Origin of the sequence: Sulfurimonas sp. HSL3-2, assembly GCF_039645965.1 — a bacterium.
GTDB lineage: Bacteria > Campylobacterota > Campylobacteria > Campylobacterales > Sulfurimonadaceae > Hydrocurvibacter > Hydrocurvibacter mobilis.
This window is the reverse complement of the sequence record NZ_CP147917.1, coordinates 115,381-131,142: the sequence shown is the minus strand read 5'-3', so window position 1 is coordinate 131,142 and position 15,762 is coordinate 115,381. Positions and strand designations below refer to the sequence as shown.

Here is a 15,762-nt window from a genome sequence, read left to right as displayed (position 1 = left end):
TGGAACTATTTTTGCTTGTCAAATAACTTAATTAAAGATTCTCTAGACTCTGTCGATTATACCCTCAAGATAAATAAAACTAAACAAATTTAGAAAAAAGGATCTGTTATGGCTGGACTTATTAGCTCTTTAGGTGTAGGTTCTGGTGTTTTAACTTCAGATGTTATCGACAAGCTAAAAGCAAACGAACAAAAACTGACTATTACACCAATCGATAATAAAATAACACTCAATACACAAAAGCAGCAGGCACTGGATCTATTACAAAGTCTAACGACATCTTTTAGCTCATCTGTTTACTCACTTCAAGACAGCTCTTTATATCAAAGACGTACTGTATCTGGCACAAACTCAGGTGTAAGTGTAACAGCTGCTACAGGTGTCGATGTACAGACTTTCTCTATCTCCGATACTAAACTTGCAACTACAAATGTTATGCAATCCGGGACATTTGCCGCATCGACTGACTTTGTTGCCAGCGGTTCTGGTACTATGAACCTAAATGTCAACGGAACCGACTATCAGATAGCATATGATGCAACTACTTCATATGATGATCTAAAAACTAAGATCAATGATATAGCAGGCAGTGATGTCAGTGCGAGTATCCTTCAAATAGGTACAGGGTCTTACAGTCTGGTAATCAATTCAAAGACAACAGGACAAGACCAGCAGATCAGCCTTACCGACCTTGGAACTACTACCGGACCGGGTAGTTTAAATGCCAATCTCCTCAATGATACATTGACATCCGGAGCGTTTGCTACAAAAACAGAATCTATTACAGGCGGTACTACAGGTACATTGACACTTAATGCAGCCGGAGTAAATACAAACTTTACCTATGATGCTACTACCTCACTTTCAAGTCTGGCAGATATGATAAATAGTGATGCGACAGCAAGTGCAAGCGTAAGTGCAAGCGTTATTAGAGATATTAACGGGCAATACAGTCTTGTCTTAACAGCAAAAAACGGTGCAGAAAATCAGCCTATTACGATAACAGACCAGGGACCGGGAACTTTAAGTACTAGTCTAACAACAGGAGCGACAGCTGTGAGTGGAGGTGTGACGGATATCCAAACAGCTTCTGATGCTTCTTTTAAATATAACGGTATCACATTGACTAGACCGACAAATACGATCACCGATATCACTGTCGGAGTGACCATCAATCTTCTTGAGAACGCGGCTACTGCCAATATAAATATCACTCAAGATGCTCAACCTATAAAAGACAACCTGCAGTCTCTCGTAGACAGCTATAACACTATGGTGAAACAACTTGACTCTATGACTCTTACAGATGTCGAAGCAGGAAAAATCGGTATATTTAACGGGAACAATTCGATCAACAGCATAGGAAGAGATATAAGAAGAATACTTACATCCGTAAACAGTGATGGATTAGGTCTTGCTCAGTACGGTGTCGATGTGAACAGAGACGGGACGTTAAGTTTTAACAGTTCTGACTTCGATACCAAGATGGCTGAAAGTCCAACTGCTATGGCTAACTACTTCAGCGGTACGACTACAGTCGATGCAAGCGGCAATACGACGACAACGGACGGTGTCTTCAACACTCTTTATAAAAATATACAAAATCTGACTAAGACCAATGGTACTTTAACTGCTATGCATGATGGATTTGTTAGCGAAGCCAAGTCTCTTGCAACAGACAAAGAAAGAGCGCTTGCTCTGCTTAACAGCAGATATGACACTATGACAGCAAGATTCGTTGAATATGATTCTATTATCAGCAGGATGAACAACCAGTTTTCTAGTCTTCAACAACAGATAACTATGGCAGTAAACGGCACTAATAACTAAAGGAAACAGTGATGTACCAAACAAATGCATACAATACGTACGCCCAAAATAATGTCGGAGTCGAATCTCCACAAAAACTTATCGAGATGCTGTATGAAGGTATTTTACGTTTTAATACTCAGGCAAAACGTGCGATAAAAGACGATGATATAGAGAAGCGTACATATTGGATAAACCGTTCAAATGCGATCTTTACGGAACTTATCAACTCTTTGGATGTAAAACAGGGTGATATATCGATCTATCTGCATGGACTTTATACTTACCAGCTAACACTTTTAACAAAAGCCAACTTTGAGAACAAAGAAAGCTATTTGGATGAAGTAAATCAGGTCGTACGCGGTCTTTTAGATGCCTGGAGAGATGAAACGAATGTGGCTCAATGAGTTTAAAGCGGCAATCGTAACCAAAGATACAAAAAAAATAGATGATCTGATGACAAGTATGCCTCAGTTTGAAGATATCTCCGAGATGGAGGAAGCTTTCTATCTGTTTCAACAGGCAGATAAACTTCTTAAAGATCTCAAAAATGAAACATCGATTACAATGAAAAAGATAAAAGACAATATCTCTTTTCTAGAATCCACACATACTGAAGAGACTTCAAGGCTGAACATCCTACAATGATCCCCTACTCCCGCCAAAGCATAAACCAAGAAGATATAGATGAAGTCATAAGAGTACTGCAAAGTTCTCATCTTACACAAGGTGCAGAGGTCGAACTCTTCGAAAATGCGATATGTGAATATATCGGATGCAGATATGCCGTCACGTTCAACTCTGCGACATCGGCTCTTTTAGCAGCTTATAGTGTTGCCGGCATAAAAGAGGATGATGAGATCATTACCTCGCCCATCAGCTTTGTCGCAACATCAAACATGTTTATCTCCCTTGGTGCAAAGCCCGTCTGGTGTGATGTAAAACTTGACGGCAATATCGATGAACGTTTCATTGAACGCCTTATCACTCCTAAAACAAAAGCTATTGTCCCTGTTGACTTTGCAGGAAAACCCGTTGAGATACAAAAGATCAATGAGATAGCGAAAAAACATGATCTTTTAGTCATCCAGGACTCTTCCCATGCCTTTGGAAGCGAAGTAGAGGGCAAAAAGATCGGTACCTTCAGTGATATGACCATCTTCAGTTTTCACGCCATCAAACCGCTTACTACCGGAGAGGGCGGATGTATCGTGACAGACAATGAAGAGTTTGCACAGAGCCTCAAACTGTTTCGTTCACACGGGATCGTCAAAAAGCAGTATTGGAACTCCGATATGATCGCTTTGGGGCACAACTTCAGACTCACTGAGTTTGCAGCGGTACTTGGACGCAGTCAGCTAAAAAGGATCGATGAGTTTTTAGAAAAAAGAGAGGTGATCGCCAACTATTATGATGAGAGATTTCAAGGGCACAATCTTTTTACTACCGTAAAGCCGGATATGAACACTCGTTCATCAAGACATCTCTACCCCATCGTCCTTAGTCCGGCACTTGCTTGTCCAAAAGAGAATATCTTTGCAGAACTACAAGACAAAGGTGTCGGTGTGCAGGTACACTACAAGCCCATTTACCAGAACAGTTTTTATAAAAAGATGTTCGGTGAGACACATCTACATGTAAGCGATGACTTTTACCGCTGCGAGCTTTCTATCCCGTGCCATCAGGAGATGAGTCACGAAGATGCCAAGTTCGTCGCCGACACATTTTTAGAAGTGATAGAAAAATACAGTTACAGAGGATGCAGTTTTTAATCTTTAAACTGTTTGGCTAAAAACGCATTGAACTGATTTGCAAACTCATGAGCATCTTTTTGTGAAAAAGGTTTCGGCCCTTTTGTCATCTCTCCGCTCTCCCGGATCGATTCCATCAGATTTCTCATTGCCAGATACTGTTTAATGTTGTCTACGCTATACAGTTCCCCGCGATGATCTATCGCATGGGCATTTTTAGCTATGACGCGGTCTGCAAGAGGGATATCCGCAGTGATGACAAGGTCATTCTCCTCAACCATCTCGACAATGCGGTGGTCAGCCTCATCGGCACCCTGTTCTACTATGAGATATGTTACAAACTCACTTGCACCGATATTGATCTTTTTGTTTGCGATCACGAAGGTTGTGAGTCCGAGTCTCTCTATACTTCTTAAGAGAATGGGTTTTAAAAGATTGGGAAAGGCATCCCCGTCTACATACAGTGTCATCTAGCCGTGTATCTCTTTAACACGCCCGACCTCGCCGCTCATAAGTCGTACTTTTATGCCGTGTGGATGCGTAGGAGACTTTGTCAAAATATCTCTAACGACACCGTCAGTCAATTTTCCCGTGTCTTGGTCCTGTTTTAATACTATAGCCACGCGGATACCGCTTCGTATATTTTTGCGCTCATTGCCGTTCATTATGGTAAATTCCTTATACATATCCCGTTTCACGGCATTTGTAGCTATAATTATACTATGAATTATGAAAGGTCCGAAATAGTGCATATTTTATTTAGAGCAGACTCATCATCAACTATCGGTACAGGTCATATTATGAGAGATCTCGTCTTAGCCGCACAACTGCACAAAGATGATCCCCATACCAAAATATCCTTTGCGACGCAGGATCTTGACGGAAATATAAACCATAAGATCTTAGAAGCAGGATATCAAGTCATACCTCTGCATTCGGACGCTAAAGAGGAGCTCCTGAGTGTCTTAGATTCAAAACACATAGAGATGCTGATAATCGATCATTACGGTATCGATCATGAATATGAAAGCTTTATCAAGAAAAATTCAAAAGCGAAGATCCTAGTCTTTGACGACAATTATAAAAAACACGACTGCGACATTCTTTTAAACCATAATATTTATGCAGATTCTAAAAAATACAAAGGTCTAGTACCCCAAGAATGCGAACTTCGATGCGGTAAAAAATATACACTTCTAAGAGACGAGTTCTTAAAAGAAAAAAAGAAAAAAAACAGAACAACAAAGAAAAAAGTAAGACACCTCTTTTTAGCAATGGGCGGGGCAGATACAAAAAATCTTAATATCAAAATACTCAAAGTATTGAAGAACTTTAAAAAGATCAAAGTCGATGTCGTAACGACAACCGCCAATAAAAATATCAATGAACTCAAAGATTATGTCAAAGACAAGAAGTGGATACAGGTACATGTAAACTCCGATAAAGTAGCCAAACTGATGCGAAACAGCGATCTTGCGATCGTGACTCCCAGTGTCACCCTCAATGAAGTCTCCTTTATGGGACTTCCTTTTATAGCGATCAAAACCGCTTCAAATCAAAATGATATGTATGATTTTCTCAAAAAGAAAAAATATCCGACCCTTAAAAAATTTGACAAAAAAGATCTGCAGAAGCATCTATCTGCAATATTGAAAAAGTTGGACAATGAATAACATCACATTAATAAATTTTGTCGATCTTACCATGGAAGAGAAAAAGATGGTACTCTCTTGGAGAAACCATCCCGATATAAAAAAATGGATGTATACCGATAGTGACATATCGTTAGAAAACCATTTGAATTTTATCGATAGTTTAAAAAATCGAAAAGAAAAGCTATACTTTTTGGTAAAAAAAGATGATGAGTATATCGGCGTCATCAATTTTACGGATATCAATTCAGAAACTCTGGAGATGGGCATTTATAGCAAAGTCGCGACAAAGGGGCTTGGAAGCATCCTGCTTGAGACGATCATCGAGTACTCCTTTGATACTTTAAAAGTAAAAAGTATCTTCGCAGAGGTCTTTAGTGAAAACTCTAGAGCATACAATCTCTACAAAAAATATGGTTTTAATGAGATCGGTAAAAACAATATCAATAACAAAGAAGTAATACGTTTGGAGCTTAAAAATGAAAATAGGTAATTTTGACTTAATAAATGACGGTACATATATCATCGCTGAACTCAGCGCAAACCACGGAGGAGATATAAATATTGCAAAAGAGACGATCAAAGCGGCAAAAGAGATCGGTGCAAATGCGATAAAGCTTCAGACCTACACAGCCGATACGCTTACGCTTGATTGTGAAAAAGATGATTTTATCATCAAAGGCGGAACTCTTTGGGATGGCAAAAAGCTTTACGATCTTTATAAAGAAGCCTATCTTCCATGGGAATGGCACGAAGAACTTTTTACATATGCCCGAAGTATCGGTATCGACATATTTTCAAGCCCTTTTGATAAGAGTGCCGTCGATTTTCTAGAGCAGTTCGATCCATCGGCATACAAGATCGCTTCATTTGAGATAACGGATTATGAACTAATACGATACACTGCATCAAAAGGCAAACCTATGATCATCTCAACAGGAATCGCCACAATCGATGAGATACAAGATGCGGTCGATATTTGCAAAAGTGCAGGCAATAATGATATAGTTCTTTTAAAATGTACAAGTGCTTATCCGGCACCGCTTGAAGATGCAAATCTTTTGACTATACCGAATCTTGCTCAGACATTTGGAGTGATCTCGGGATTTTCAGACCATACACTTGGCAGTACGGCACCTATCGCAGCTGTGACGCTGGGGGCGAAGGTGATTGAAAAGCATTTTATTTTAGACAGGTCTATAGGCGGAGCCGATGCAGACTTTTCAATGGATAAACAAGAGTTTTCCCATATGATAAACGCCATAAGAGACACCGAAAAACTTTTAGGTAAAGTTGACTACACTATGAACGATAAAAAAAGAAAAAGCAGACAGTTCAGCAGAAGTCTCTATATAGCAGAAGACGTAAAAGCCGGAGAGATCATTACAGAAAAAAATATTCGTTCTGTACGCCCTGGCTATGGACTTCATCCAAAACATCTCAGTGATATTCTTGGAAGTAGATTTACTCATGATCTATCCAAAGGCGACAGACTGTCTTATAACGATATAACAAAATAAAGAGGGTATATGCAAGATTTTTACAAAAAGAACCTTGAAGCACTAATAAAAGTTGATCCGCTACTTGGAGTCTCACTTTTTTCGATTCAGGAAAACACCAAATTCGATGTGTATCAAGGAAAAGATCCTCTTGATATCAATATTATGAATAACCAGACAAAAAACTTTTTGTATGTGAAACCGTTAGAAGAGTTGGAAAGAACTCTTGAAAATATTCAAGAGCATTATATTAGATTCCCTGTACTGTTTTTTTACGGGATCGGCAACGGTCTGCTTACAAAAGCTCTGCTGCAAAATGAATCTCTAAAACACCTTGTGATTGTAGAACCTGATATTGAGATGATCTATATCGCATTGAACTTTATTGATATAGCAGAAGACATTGCTTCTGAAAGAGTCATCATAAAAAGCGCAGACTCTTTTAACTTTGCAAACGCGGTAAAAATAATCTATAAAGGCGATATAAAACCGTATGCAAAAATATATGATATGCATATCCACTCTCACTACTATGAAGACAACTATTCTCAAAATATAATCGATGTAAATACTACTGTCATCAGAGCATATAAACATATGGTTCTAGGGCATGGAAACGATGCCACCGATTCACTTATTGGGATAGAACAGCATATCAATAATCTTCCCGTGATGTTACAAAACTATAAGACGTCAGATCTTTTAGCAAGTAAGAACAGTGATCTTGCCGTAGTCGTCTCAACAGGTCCTTCACTTGCAAAGCAGCTTCCACTGCTTAAAGAGTATGCTGATTATGTCACTATCGTCTGTATTGATGCATCTTTGCCTATTTTGCAAAAAGAGGGGATCAAACCTGACCTTGTCGTATCGATGGAAAGAGTTCCTCTTACTTCCAAGTTTTTTGAAGACTTGGATGACGAACTGGTAAAAGACACTTACTTTGTTGTCTCATCTTTGACACATCAAAAAACTGTCAATAATTTACAAAATAGAAAACTGCTTTTATCGATGCGTCCTTTGGCATATATGCGCTATTACGATTTTAAAGATTTCGGATATCTTGGTGCAGGTATGAGTGCTGCAAATATGGGTTATCAGTTAGCACTATTGATGAGATACGATAAAGTAGTCTTGATAGGACAGGATCTGGCATATTCCGATGATGGCAAAAGTCATTCAAAAGGACATATATTCAGCGAATCCGAAGTCAAGCAGTCCAATAACGATCTTGAAGTAGTCCGATACGGTGGAGAGGGTTTTATACGTACGACATATATCTGGGATATGTTTAAAAACTATTTTGAACGTGCGATAGATGAAGCAAACGAGCATAACATCAAGACATATAACTCTACAGAAGGAGGTGCAAGGATCACAGGCTCTATAGAGATGCCTTTTAAAGATGTCCTCGCATCTTTTGTAGCAAAAGAGAAGAAGAAATCGAAGATATCCTTAGAGAAAGTCGATCATGAGAGTTATATAGAACTTCTCAAAGAAGCGTATACAAAGACGGCAGAGATGCTGGATTACGGTCTTGAACTGAAAAAAGATGTAGAAGAGCTCTTTTTAAAGGTGTCTGCTGAGTGCGAACATATAGATACAATACAAAAGAGTGAAATAGACTATGACTCTTTACTAAAACTCATGGATGAGATCGACCTTATCAAAGAAAGAATAGAGAGCTTAGAGTTTTCAAAGATGTATATAGATACCGTACAGTCTTATATATTCCATCAGGAACTCGATCTTGCTAAACTTGTTATCCAGTCAAGTAATACAGATGAAGAGAAAAAAGAGAAACTTGTCGAATGGATACAAAAGCACAAATACTGGCTGTTCTCACTTGCAGGTGGACTAGAAGCTCAGGTAACTGCCATAACTAGAGGAAGAAGTGCGATAGTCATAGAGTGTAGAAATAATAACTGTTTACCGAAAGATTAAGATAAAGCCTAAAAGCTTTATCTTTAGATAGAAAACTACTGAAGTAGCTTAAGAAGGTTTTCTAAAGAAATATACCCGTAGCTTACGCTAGTAATTTAAGCACATTTTCTAAAGAAATGATTGAAATTATTGTAATAATTTCAATACATTTTGTTGAACAGCATTAGCCTGACTCATAGCAAATGAACCAGATTGTGCCAAGATGTTCAGTTTAGAGAAGTTTGCACTCTCTGCAGCGAAGTCTACATCACGGATCTGAGATTCCGCAGCTTTTACGTTAACTTGAGTTACCGAGATATTGTTTACAGTAGAAACAAGTTGGTTTTGTACAGAACCAAGGTCTGAACGAACACGGTCAAGCATTTTTTGTGCAGTTTCAGCAATACTCATAACAGCCATAGCACCTTTTAGTGTCGTAACACCTGCTGTTTTATCTGCTGTAAGATTTTCTGCATTTGAGTTTGCATTGAATCCCATCGCACTTGCGATATTCGGACTGATAACACCTTTTGTCCCTCTAAGGTTTACAGTAGCTTCAGCAGTAGCTGAATAACCAACACCTACAGCAGAGATACCGCGGATATCTTTACCGTCAAGACGAGTTAAACTTAAACGTCCATAGTTCTCAACTGCAGCTGCAGCAAGTCCACCGACTGAGTCTAAGTTTGTACCGGAGATCTTGATACCTCTACCGTCAGTTGACGTTAATGTCAGACGACCTCTGCTGTCAACAGAAGCAACGATACCCGTAGAATCTTTAACAGCGTTGATAGCTGCAACAAGAGCACCGTCTTTATCGTTTGCTTTAACATCGACGAGTCCGATTGTCACACCGTTTAGTGTCAATCCTGAGATTGTTCCTGAAAGAATTCCAGTTGAACCTGTTTCAGATACCTGCCAAGAAGCACGAATACCTGTTTTATCAGAAGATTTATTGATTATTTCAGATAAAGCACCGATACCGGTACCGACACCAGTAGAGATAACGACTGACTCTAATGTGATATCACTTGTACCGTTTACTGCCGAAAATGTAAGACTTACCGTAGTCCCAGCAGTAATGACAGCACCTGTCTCAAAACGAGTGTTCCCGATCTTATCAGAACTTGTAGCACCGATACTTGCTTTTACAGACTGGTTAGAGTAAGCACCGATCTGGAACTCTTTGTTTGTAAACTGACCGGAAAGTAGTTGCTGACCGTTGAATGAAGTAGTACCGGCAATGTTATCAAGCTCTTCCATAAGACGGCTGATATCCGCTTGCAGCGCTTTACGTGAATCTGAACTTTGACCATCTTGAGCAGCTTGAGTAGCTTTTGTTTTAATAGTATCAAGAATTTTTATCTGCTCATCCATCGCTTTATCGGCAACTTGAATAATCGAGATACCGTCGTTTGCATTAGCGATAGCTTGACCTAACGAAGAAGCTTGTGAACGTAGTGAATCCGCGATACTCATACCAGAAGCATCATCTGCCGCAGTATTGATACGAAGACCTGAACTTAGTTTACTAAGTGAACTGTCCATTGAACGATTGTTCATCATTGCATTGGTGTGTGCACTCATAGCCGCGATGTTTGTATTTATTCTGAAACCCATCTTTTATCCTTTAAGAATGTAGTTTTACATCCGTGTAAAATCTTGTTAAGGAGTAAAAAGCAAAATGTGTTCCAATTTTATTGAATATTAAGATTTGAATATAAGTATAAAAATAAGAAAGAAGAAAAAAATGAAGAAAAGCCGAGAGTCAAAAGGCTCCCGGCTAAAGTTTTTAAAAAGGTATTAGACTACTGAAGTAGTCTAAGTACATTTTCGAGGAAACAACCTAAGACTATTGTAATAGTCTTAGAACGTTTTGTTGAACAGCATTAGCTTGACTCATAGCATATGAACCAGATTGTGCCAAGATGTTCATTTTAGAGAAGTTTGCACTCTCTGAAGCGAAATCGACATCACGGATTTGAGATTCCGCAGCTTTAACGTTAACTTGTGTAACTGAGATGTTGTTTACAGTAGAAACAAGTTGGTTTTGTACAGAACCAAGGTCTGAACGAACACGGTCAAGCATTTTTTGTGCAGTTTCAGCAATGTTCATTACCGCCATAGCACCTTTTAATGTCGTAACACCAGCAGATTTATCTTTTGTGATGTTCTCTGCATTTGAGTTTGCATTGAATCCCATAGCACTTGCGATATCTGCACTGATAACACCTTTAGTCTCTCTAAGGTTAACTGTAGCTTCAGCAGTAGCTGAATAACCAACACCTGCAGCAGAGATACCACGGATATCTTTACCGTCAAGACGAGTTAAACTTAAACGTCCGTAGTTTTGAACCGCTGCTGTATCAAGGTTTGCAACAGTATCTAAACCAGTACCAGATACTTTCATACCTCTACCGTCTGTAGATGTAAGGTTTAAATAACCTCTACTATCAACAGAAGCAACGATACCAGTAGAATCTTTAACAGCGTTGATAGCTGCAACAAGAGCACCGTCTTTATCATTTGCTTGAACAGTTACAAGACCGATAGTTACACCATTGATCGTTAATCCTGAGATAGTTCCTGAAGCGATTGCCGCATTACCTGTCTCAGATACTTGCCATGATGCACGGATACCAGTTTTATCAGAAGATTTATTGATAACTTCAGCTAAAGCACCGATACCAGTACCGACACCTGTAGAGATAACAACTGATTCAAGTGTTACATCACTTGTACCGTTTACCGCTGAGAATGTAAGTGTTACGTTAGCTGCAGTCGAGATAACAGTACCTGTCTCAAAACGAGTGTTCCCGATTTTATCAGAACTTGTAGCACCGATACTTGTTTTTACAGATTGGTTAGAGTAAGCACCGATCTGGAACTCTCTATTTGTAAATTGACCAGAAAGAAGTTGTTGACCGTTGAATGAAGTAGTACCAGCGATGTTATCAAGCTCTTCCATAAGACGAGTGATATCCGCTTGTAGCGCTTTTCTAGAGTCAGTACTTTGACCGTCTTGAGCAGCTTGAGTAGCTTTTGTTTTAATAGTATCAAGAATTTTGATCTGCTCATCCATCGCTTTATCGGCAATTTGAACGATAGAGATACCGTCATTTGCATTTGATATAGCTTGACCTAAAGAAGAAGCTTGTGAACGTAGTGAATCCGCAATACTCATACCAGAAGCATCATCTGCCGCAGTATTGATACGAAGACCTGAACTTAGTTTAGATAGTGAACTATCCATCGCACGGTTGTTCATCATTGCATTTGTATGAGCGTTCATAGCAGCAATATTTGTATTTATTCTAAAACCCATTGTAAATCCTTTTAGGGCGAGAGCTTTTAGCTCTTCAAAATTTTCTCAGCGTCCTTGCTGATATAAACTATATCGACACCTAAAAAAAAAGCTTTAAATTATTTTTTCAAATTATTTTATTTTTTTTTGATACACTTTCAAAATCGAAAAGTAGCATACTACTATATATAGGAAAATATTTTGGACTTAATTATCGTCGAATCACCGGCAAAAGCACGAACAATCAAAAACTTTTTAGGAAAAGGGTATGAAGTCATAGCTTCAAAAGGGCATATTCGTGACCTTCCTAAATCACGCTTTGGAATAACAGTGGATGACAACAATGAGCTTACTCCCACTTACAGCGTTGCAAAAGAGAACAGCGGTGTCGTTAAAGAGATACAGGAACTGGCAAAGAAAGCAGATACCATCTATATCGCGACCGATGAGGACCGCGAGGGAGAAGCGATAGGCTGGCATATCGCCTATGCGATCAAAAAAGATCCTGAGACTCTGCCTAGGATAGTGTTTCACGAGATCACTAAAACTGCTATCATGCATGCACTAGAGACTGCACGCAGTATAGATATGAACCGCGTAAATGCACAGCAGACACGTCGTCTGCTTGACAGAATAGTCGGTTACAAACTCTCTCCGCTACTTAGCTCTAAGATACAAAAAGGGCTCTCAGCAGGACGTGTCCAGTCATCGACTCTGAAGATCATCGTCGACCGCGAACGCGAGATCAAAGCGTTTGTCCCTCAAGAATACTGGAGCATAGACACTATCTTTAAACCTGAGATCGAAGCAAATCTGACATCTTTTTACGGTGACAAGATAGAAAAGCTCTCTATTAAAAATGCAGATGAAGCGAAAAAGATAGTCGCTGAGATACAAAAAGACTCCTTTATCGTCTCTTCTATCGAGACGAAACAACGTAAAAGCTCGACTCCTCCGCCGTTTATGACATCGACTCTGCAGCAGACAGCGTCAAGCAAGCTTGGATTCTCTCCGAAAAAGACGATGATGATCGCACAGTCTCTTTATGAGGGTGTCAAGACTCCCGAAGGAACTTCAGGTGTTATCACATATATGCGTACCGATTCATTGAATATGGCAAAAGAAGCAGTTGATGCGGTAAGAGAAGAGATCTCTAAGAGATATGGAGATAAATATATCCCTGCATCTCCTAAAGTCTATGCGAAAAAATCAAAGGGTGCACAAGAAGCGCACGAGGCGATCCGTCCTACTATGCTTCAATTCACTCCTGAAGTAGCGGCAAAATATCTGAAAGCAGATGAGATCAAACTCTATAAGCTTATATATGAAAGATTTATGGCTTGTCAGATGAACGATGCTATTTTTGAGCAGCAAAGCATCACGTTCAGCGGTAAAAACTCTGAATACAAAGCGACGGGAAGAAAACTGATATTTGACGGTTTCTATAAAGTCTTAGGAAGCGATGACAAAGACAAGCTTCTTCCTACTTTAAAAGAGAATGAACCGATAGACATCAAATCTATCGTACCGACTCAGCATTTTACTGAACCGCCCGCGCGTTACAGTGAAGCTTCTATTATTAAGAAACTTGAAGCTGAGGGGATAGGCCGTCCGTCTACGTATGCACCTACTATCTCGACATTGACTGTTAGAACCTATATAAACGTAGAGAAAAAACAGCTGGTACCGACTGAGATGGCTTTTACCGTGACTGAACTCTTAGAAAAACACTTTAAAGAGATCGTCGATGCTTCTTTTACGGCAAATATGGAAGAGGACTTGGATGAGATAGCCGAAGGTCACAAAGACTGGCAAAAGACTCTAAAAGATTTCTATTTCCCATTTATGGAAGAGATCGAAGAGGGTAAAAAGAACATCGTCAGCACAAAACTGGCACAGCCTACGGGTAAAAACTGTCCAAAATGCGGAAGCGAACTTCTCCTTCGTTCAGGGCGCTACGGAAACTTTATCGCGTGTAGCGGATTCCCTAAGTGTAAATATACCGAACAGGTAGAGGGTGAAGAAAACGAAGAGAAAGCTCCAGCTGAGACCAGTGATGAAAAATGTGAGAAGTGCGGCAGCGATATGATCGTAAAAAGCGGCCGTAACGGTAAGTTCTTAGCATGTAGCGCTTACCCTAAATGTAAAAACACTAAAGCGTTAGAGTCTACGACAAAAGAATCTGAGATCCCTTGTCCTGACTGCGGTGGAAAACTTCTCTTCCGCCAATCAAGAAGAGGTGCATTCTGGGGATGTGAGAACTATCCGGAGTGTAAATTCATCTCTAAATTCGAACCGACGGCTCTTAGATGTAAAGAGGACGGCTGTAACGGCGTACTCGCAGCAAGAGTATATAGAAATAAAGATGTTTACGAGTGTATAAAATGTAAAAACCGTACTCCTAGAGAGAGTGAAGAGAAAGAGTAATGAAGATTGGTATATTCTCCGACACGCATAAAAAATCTGCGCTTTCAAAAGAGGTCGTAGACCACCTTTTAAAAAACGGTGCGGAGTTTTTAATACATGCAGGAGATATTGTCGAAGTCGAAGTCTTGGAGCAACTAAAGAACAGCGGCGTCAAATATGTCGCTGTTTACGGAAATAACGATGCACATCTTGTTCATTATCATAACAAATACAATCTTGTACAAGAGCCTTACTATTTCAAACTTGCGAACACAAGGTTCAAACTGATGCATCTGCCATTTTATATGAGTCCCGATGCTGACATCGTACTGTTTGGACATACGCATATTTTTGAATGTGACTTTAAAAATAACACACTGTTTTTAAATCCCGGCGAAGCATGTGCAAGGAACAAGCCTCTTGTGGAGTGCGCGATGCTCGATATAACCGACAATAAATACAGTGTGACATACTATAACAAAGACCCTAAACATAGTGATTTCATCGAATCACATTTCTTTTTTGAGAGGACTATATGAGCAAAAAGATTTTTTTATGTGCGATAAGCAACATAAACAGCGGTACATGTAACGAAGACTGTAAGTTTTGCTCTCAAAGTGTAAAATATAAAGCTGACATAGAGCGTTACATACAAAAACCTATAGACAAGATAGTGCAAGAAGCGAAAGAAGCGAAAGAGAGCGGTGCACTTGGTTTTTGTCTGGTAACGGCACATAAAGGGCTTGACGACAAGACCTTAAAATTTGTGTGTGAAGTCGCACGCGAAGTCAGCCGCGAAGTACCTGAACTAAGACTCATCGCATGTAACGGTACGGCCTCTTTAGAGCAGCTTTTAGAGTTAAAAGAAGCCGGCATAAAAGCTTATAACCACAACCTAGAGACATCACGTGAGTTTTACCCACAAATATGCTCGACCCATCCTTGGGATGAAAGGTTTGAGACCTGCAAAAATGTCAATAAAGCGGGCCTCGTACTTATTTCAGGCGGTATCTTTGGTCTTGGCGAAACACAAGATGACAGGATAAGTATGCTAAAATCTCTGCAAGAGCTGAATCCGACATCTGTGCCGATCAACTTCTATATCCATAATGAAGCGCTTCCTATAAAACCGAGCGATATCAGTGTGGATGAAGCGTTAGAGCTTATCAGACTCACACGTGAGATGTTAAGCGATGCCGATCGTATCATGGTCGCAGGCGGCAGAGAGACGATGTTTGGCGAGAGACAAAACGAGATATTTGAAGCCGGAGCGAACTCTATCGTTATCGGTAACTATCTCACTACTTTAGGCAGAGAAAAGAACCAAGACCTGGAGATGTTAAAATCTTTAGGTCTTGATATCGCTACATCGCCTAATGCTTAACGTAATCTAATGCGCTTTTCTCATTAGACGTGTAAAA

Annotated in this window: 15 protein-coding genes; 11 read left to right on the top strand and 4 right to left on the bottom strand. The window is 39.7% G+C overall.

Going from position 1 to position 15,762, the window contains the following annotated elements; translation table 11 throughout:
• Positions 1-108 precede the first annotated feature (108 nt).
• The 4 genes from fliD to pseC are packed head-to-tail and all read left to right on the top strand — an operon-like array spanning position 109 to position 3,581.
• Positions 109-1,830: a flagellar filament capping protein FliD gene (gene fliD / locus WCX87_RS00670; protein WP_345980121.1), complete on the top strand. Its 1,722-nt coding sequence runs from the start codon at positions 109-111 to the stop codon at positions 1,828-1,830.
• Between the two features lie 11 nt (positions 1,831-1,841).
• Positions 1,842-2,216, top strand: a complete 375-nt coding sequence (fliS, locus tag WCX87_RS00665) for a flagellar export chaperone FliS (RefSeq protein WP_345980119.1) — start codon at positions 1,842-1,844, stop codon at positions 2,214-2,216.
• On the top strand, positions 2,194-2,457 hold the full coding sequence (locus WCX87_RS00660) for a hypothetical protein (protein ID WP_345980118.1): 264 nt from the start codon (positions 2,194-2,196) through the stop codon (positions 2,455-2,457). The genes fliS and WCX87_RS00660 overlap by 23 nt, the downstream gene beginning before the upstream one ends.
• Positions 2,454-3,581, top strand: a complete 1,128-nt coding sequence (gene pseC, locus WCX87_RS00655) for a UDP-4-amino-4,6-dideoxy-N-acetyl-beta-L-altrosamine transaminase (protein ID WP_345980117.1) — start codon at positions 2,454-2,456, stop codon at positions 3,579-3,581. Before WCX87_RS00660 ends, pseC begins: the two co-directional genes overlap by 4 nt.
• Here the strand turns inward: pseC and WCX87_RS00650 are convergent.
• Together WCX87_RS00650 and WCX87_RS00645 are read right to left on the bottom strand one after the other, a co-directional pair.
• Positions 3,578-4,030: a YaiI/YqxD family protein gene (locus WCX87_RS00650; RefSeq protein WP_345980116.1), complete on the bottom strand. Its 453-nt coding sequence runs from the start codon at positions 4,028-4,030 to the stop codon at positions 3,578-3,580. The genes pseC and WCX87_RS00650 overlap by 4 nt on opposite strands.
• Positions 4,031-4,225: a YwbE family protein gene (locus tag WCX87_RS00645; RefSeq protein ID WP_345980115.1), complete on the bottom strand. Its 195-nt coding sequence runs from the start codon at positions 4,223-4,225 to the stop codon at positions 4,031-4,033. It abuts the gene before it with no gap.
• Between the two features lie 81 nt (positions 4,226-4,306).
• Here WCX87_RS00645 and pseG point away from each other — a divergent pair, with 81 nt between their 5' ends.
• The 4 genes from pseG to WCX87_RS00625 are packed head-to-tail and all read left to right on the top strand — an operon-like array spanning position 4,307 to position 8,652.
• Entirely contained in the window at positions 4,307-5,233 is a 927-nt protein-coding gene (pseG, locus tag WCX87_RS00640) for a UDP-2,4-diacetamido-2,4,6-trideoxy-beta-L-altropyranose hydrolase (RefSeq protein WP_345980114.1), read from the top strand.
• Positions 5,226-5,705, top strand: a complete 480-nt coding sequence (pseH, locus tag WCX87_RS00635; protein ID WP_345980113.1) for a UDP-4-amino-4,6-dideoxy-N-acetyl-beta-L-altrosamine N-acetyltransferase — start codon at positions 5,226-5,228, stop codon at positions 5,703-5,705. Before pseG ends, pseH begins: the two co-directional genes overlap by 8 nt.
• Positions 5,692-6,732: a pseudaminic acid synthase gene (gene pseI, locus WCX87_RS00630; RefSeq protein ID WP_345980112.1), complete on the top strand. Its 1,041-nt coding sequence runs from the start codon at positions 5,692-5,694 to the stop codon at positions 6,730-6,732. The genes pseH and pseI overlap by 14 nt, the downstream gene beginning before the upstream one ends.
• 9 nt (positions 6,733-6,741) lie before the next feature.
• Positions 6,742-8,652: a motility associated factor glycosyltransferase family protein gene (locus WCX87_RS00625; protein ID WP_345980111.1), complete on the top strand. Its 1,911-nt coding sequence runs from the start codon at positions 6,742-6,744 to the stop codon at positions 8,650-8,652.
• 126 nt (positions 8,653-8,778) lie between these two features.
• Here WCX87_RS00625 and WCX87_RS00620 read toward each other — a convergent pair whose 3' ends face one another.
• On the bottom strand, positions 8,779-10,251 hold the full coding sequence (locus tag WCX87_RS00620) for a flagellin B (protein WP_345980110.1): 1,473 nt from the start codon (positions 10,249-10,251) through the stop codon (positions 8,779-8,781).
• 232 nt (positions 10,252-10,483) lie between these two features.
• Positions 10,484-11,956: a flagellin B gene (locus WCX87_RS00615; RefSeq protein WP_345980109.1), complete on the bottom strand. Its 1,473-nt coding sequence runs from the start codon at positions 11,954-11,956 to the stop codon at positions 10,484-10,486.
• A 180-nt stretch (positions 11,957-12,136) separates the two neighbouring features.
• On the opposite strand from WCX87_RS00615, the gene topA reads away from it, so the two are divergent.
• From topA to WCX87_RS00600, 3 genes are read left to right on the top strand one after another with little or no spacing between them, the layout of a single operon-like run.
• Positions 12,137-14,362, top strand: coding sequence for a type I DNA topoisomerase (gene topA / locus WCX87_RS00610; RefSeq protein WP_345980108.1), 2,226 nt, complete (start codon positions 12,137-12,139; stop codon positions 14,360-14,362).
• Entirely contained in the window at positions 14,362-14,880 is a 519-nt protein-coding gene (locus tag WCX87_RS00605; RefSeq protein ID WP_345980107.1) for a YfcE family phosphodiesterase, read from the top strand. The genes topA and WCX87_RS00605 overlap by 1 nt, the downstream gene beginning before the upstream one ends.
• Entirely contained in the window at positions 14,877-15,725 is an 849-nt protein-coding gene (locus WCX87_RS00600) for a biotin synthase (protein ID WP_345980106.1), read from the top strand. Before WCX87_RS00605 ends, WCX87_RS00600 begins: the two co-directional genes overlap by 4 nt.
• The last annotated feature ends 37 nt before the right edge of the window (positions 15,726-15,762 follow it).

Excerpts from the sequence above, each read along its gene's own strand:
- fliD (WP_345980121.1), top strand. The coding sequence starts at position 109 with ATGGCTGGACTTATTAGCTCTTTAGGTGTAGGTTCTGGTGTTTTAACT.
- fliS (WP_345980119.1), top strand. The coding sequence starts at position 1,842 with ATGTACCAAACAAATGCATACAATACGTACGCCCAAAATAATGTCGGA.
- WCX87_RS00660 (WP_345980118.1), top strand. The coding sequence starts at position 2,194 with ATGAAACGAATGTGGCTCAATGAGTTTAAAGCGGCAATCGTAACCAAA.
- pseC (WP_345980117.1), top strand. The coding sequence starts at position 2,454 with ATGATCCCCTACTCCCGCCAAAGCATAAACCAAGAAGATATAGATGAA.
- WCX87_RS00650 (WP_345980116.1), bottom strand. The coding sequence starts at position 4,030 with ATGACACTGTATGTAGACGGGGATGCCTTTCCCAATCTTTTAAAACCC.
- WCX87_RS00645 (WP_345980115.1), bottom strand. The coding sequence starts at position 4,225 with ATGAACGGCAATGAGCGCAAAAATATACGAAGCGGTATCCGCGTGGCT.
- pseH (WP_345980113.1), top strand. The coding sequence starts at position 5,226 with ATGAATAACATCACATTAATAAATTTTGTCGATCTTACCATGGAAGAG.
- pseI (WP_345980112.1), top strand. The coding sequence starts at position 5,692 with ATGAAAATAGGTAATTTTGACTTAATAAATGACGGTACATATATCATC.
- WCX87_RS00625 (WP_345980111.1), top strand. The coding sequence starts at position 6,742 with ATGCAAGATTTTTACAAAAAGAACCTTGAAGCACTAATAAAAGTTGAT.
- WCX87_RS00620 (WP_345980110.1), bottom strand. The coding sequence starts at position 10,251 with ATGGGTTTCAGAATAAATACAAACATCGCGGCTATGAGTGCACACACC.
- WCX87_RS00615 (WP_345980109.1), bottom strand. The coding sequence starts at position 11,956 with ATGGGTTTTAGAATAAATACAAATATTGCTGCTATGAACGCTCATACA.
- WCX87_RS00605 (WP_345980107.1), top strand. The coding sequence starts at position 14,362 with ATGAAGATTGGTATATTCTCCGACACGCATAAAAAATCTGCGCTTTCA.
- WCX87_RS00600 (WP_345980106.1), top strand. The coding sequence starts at position 14,877 with ATGAGCAAAAAGATTTTTTTATGTGCGATAAGCAACATAAACAGCGGT.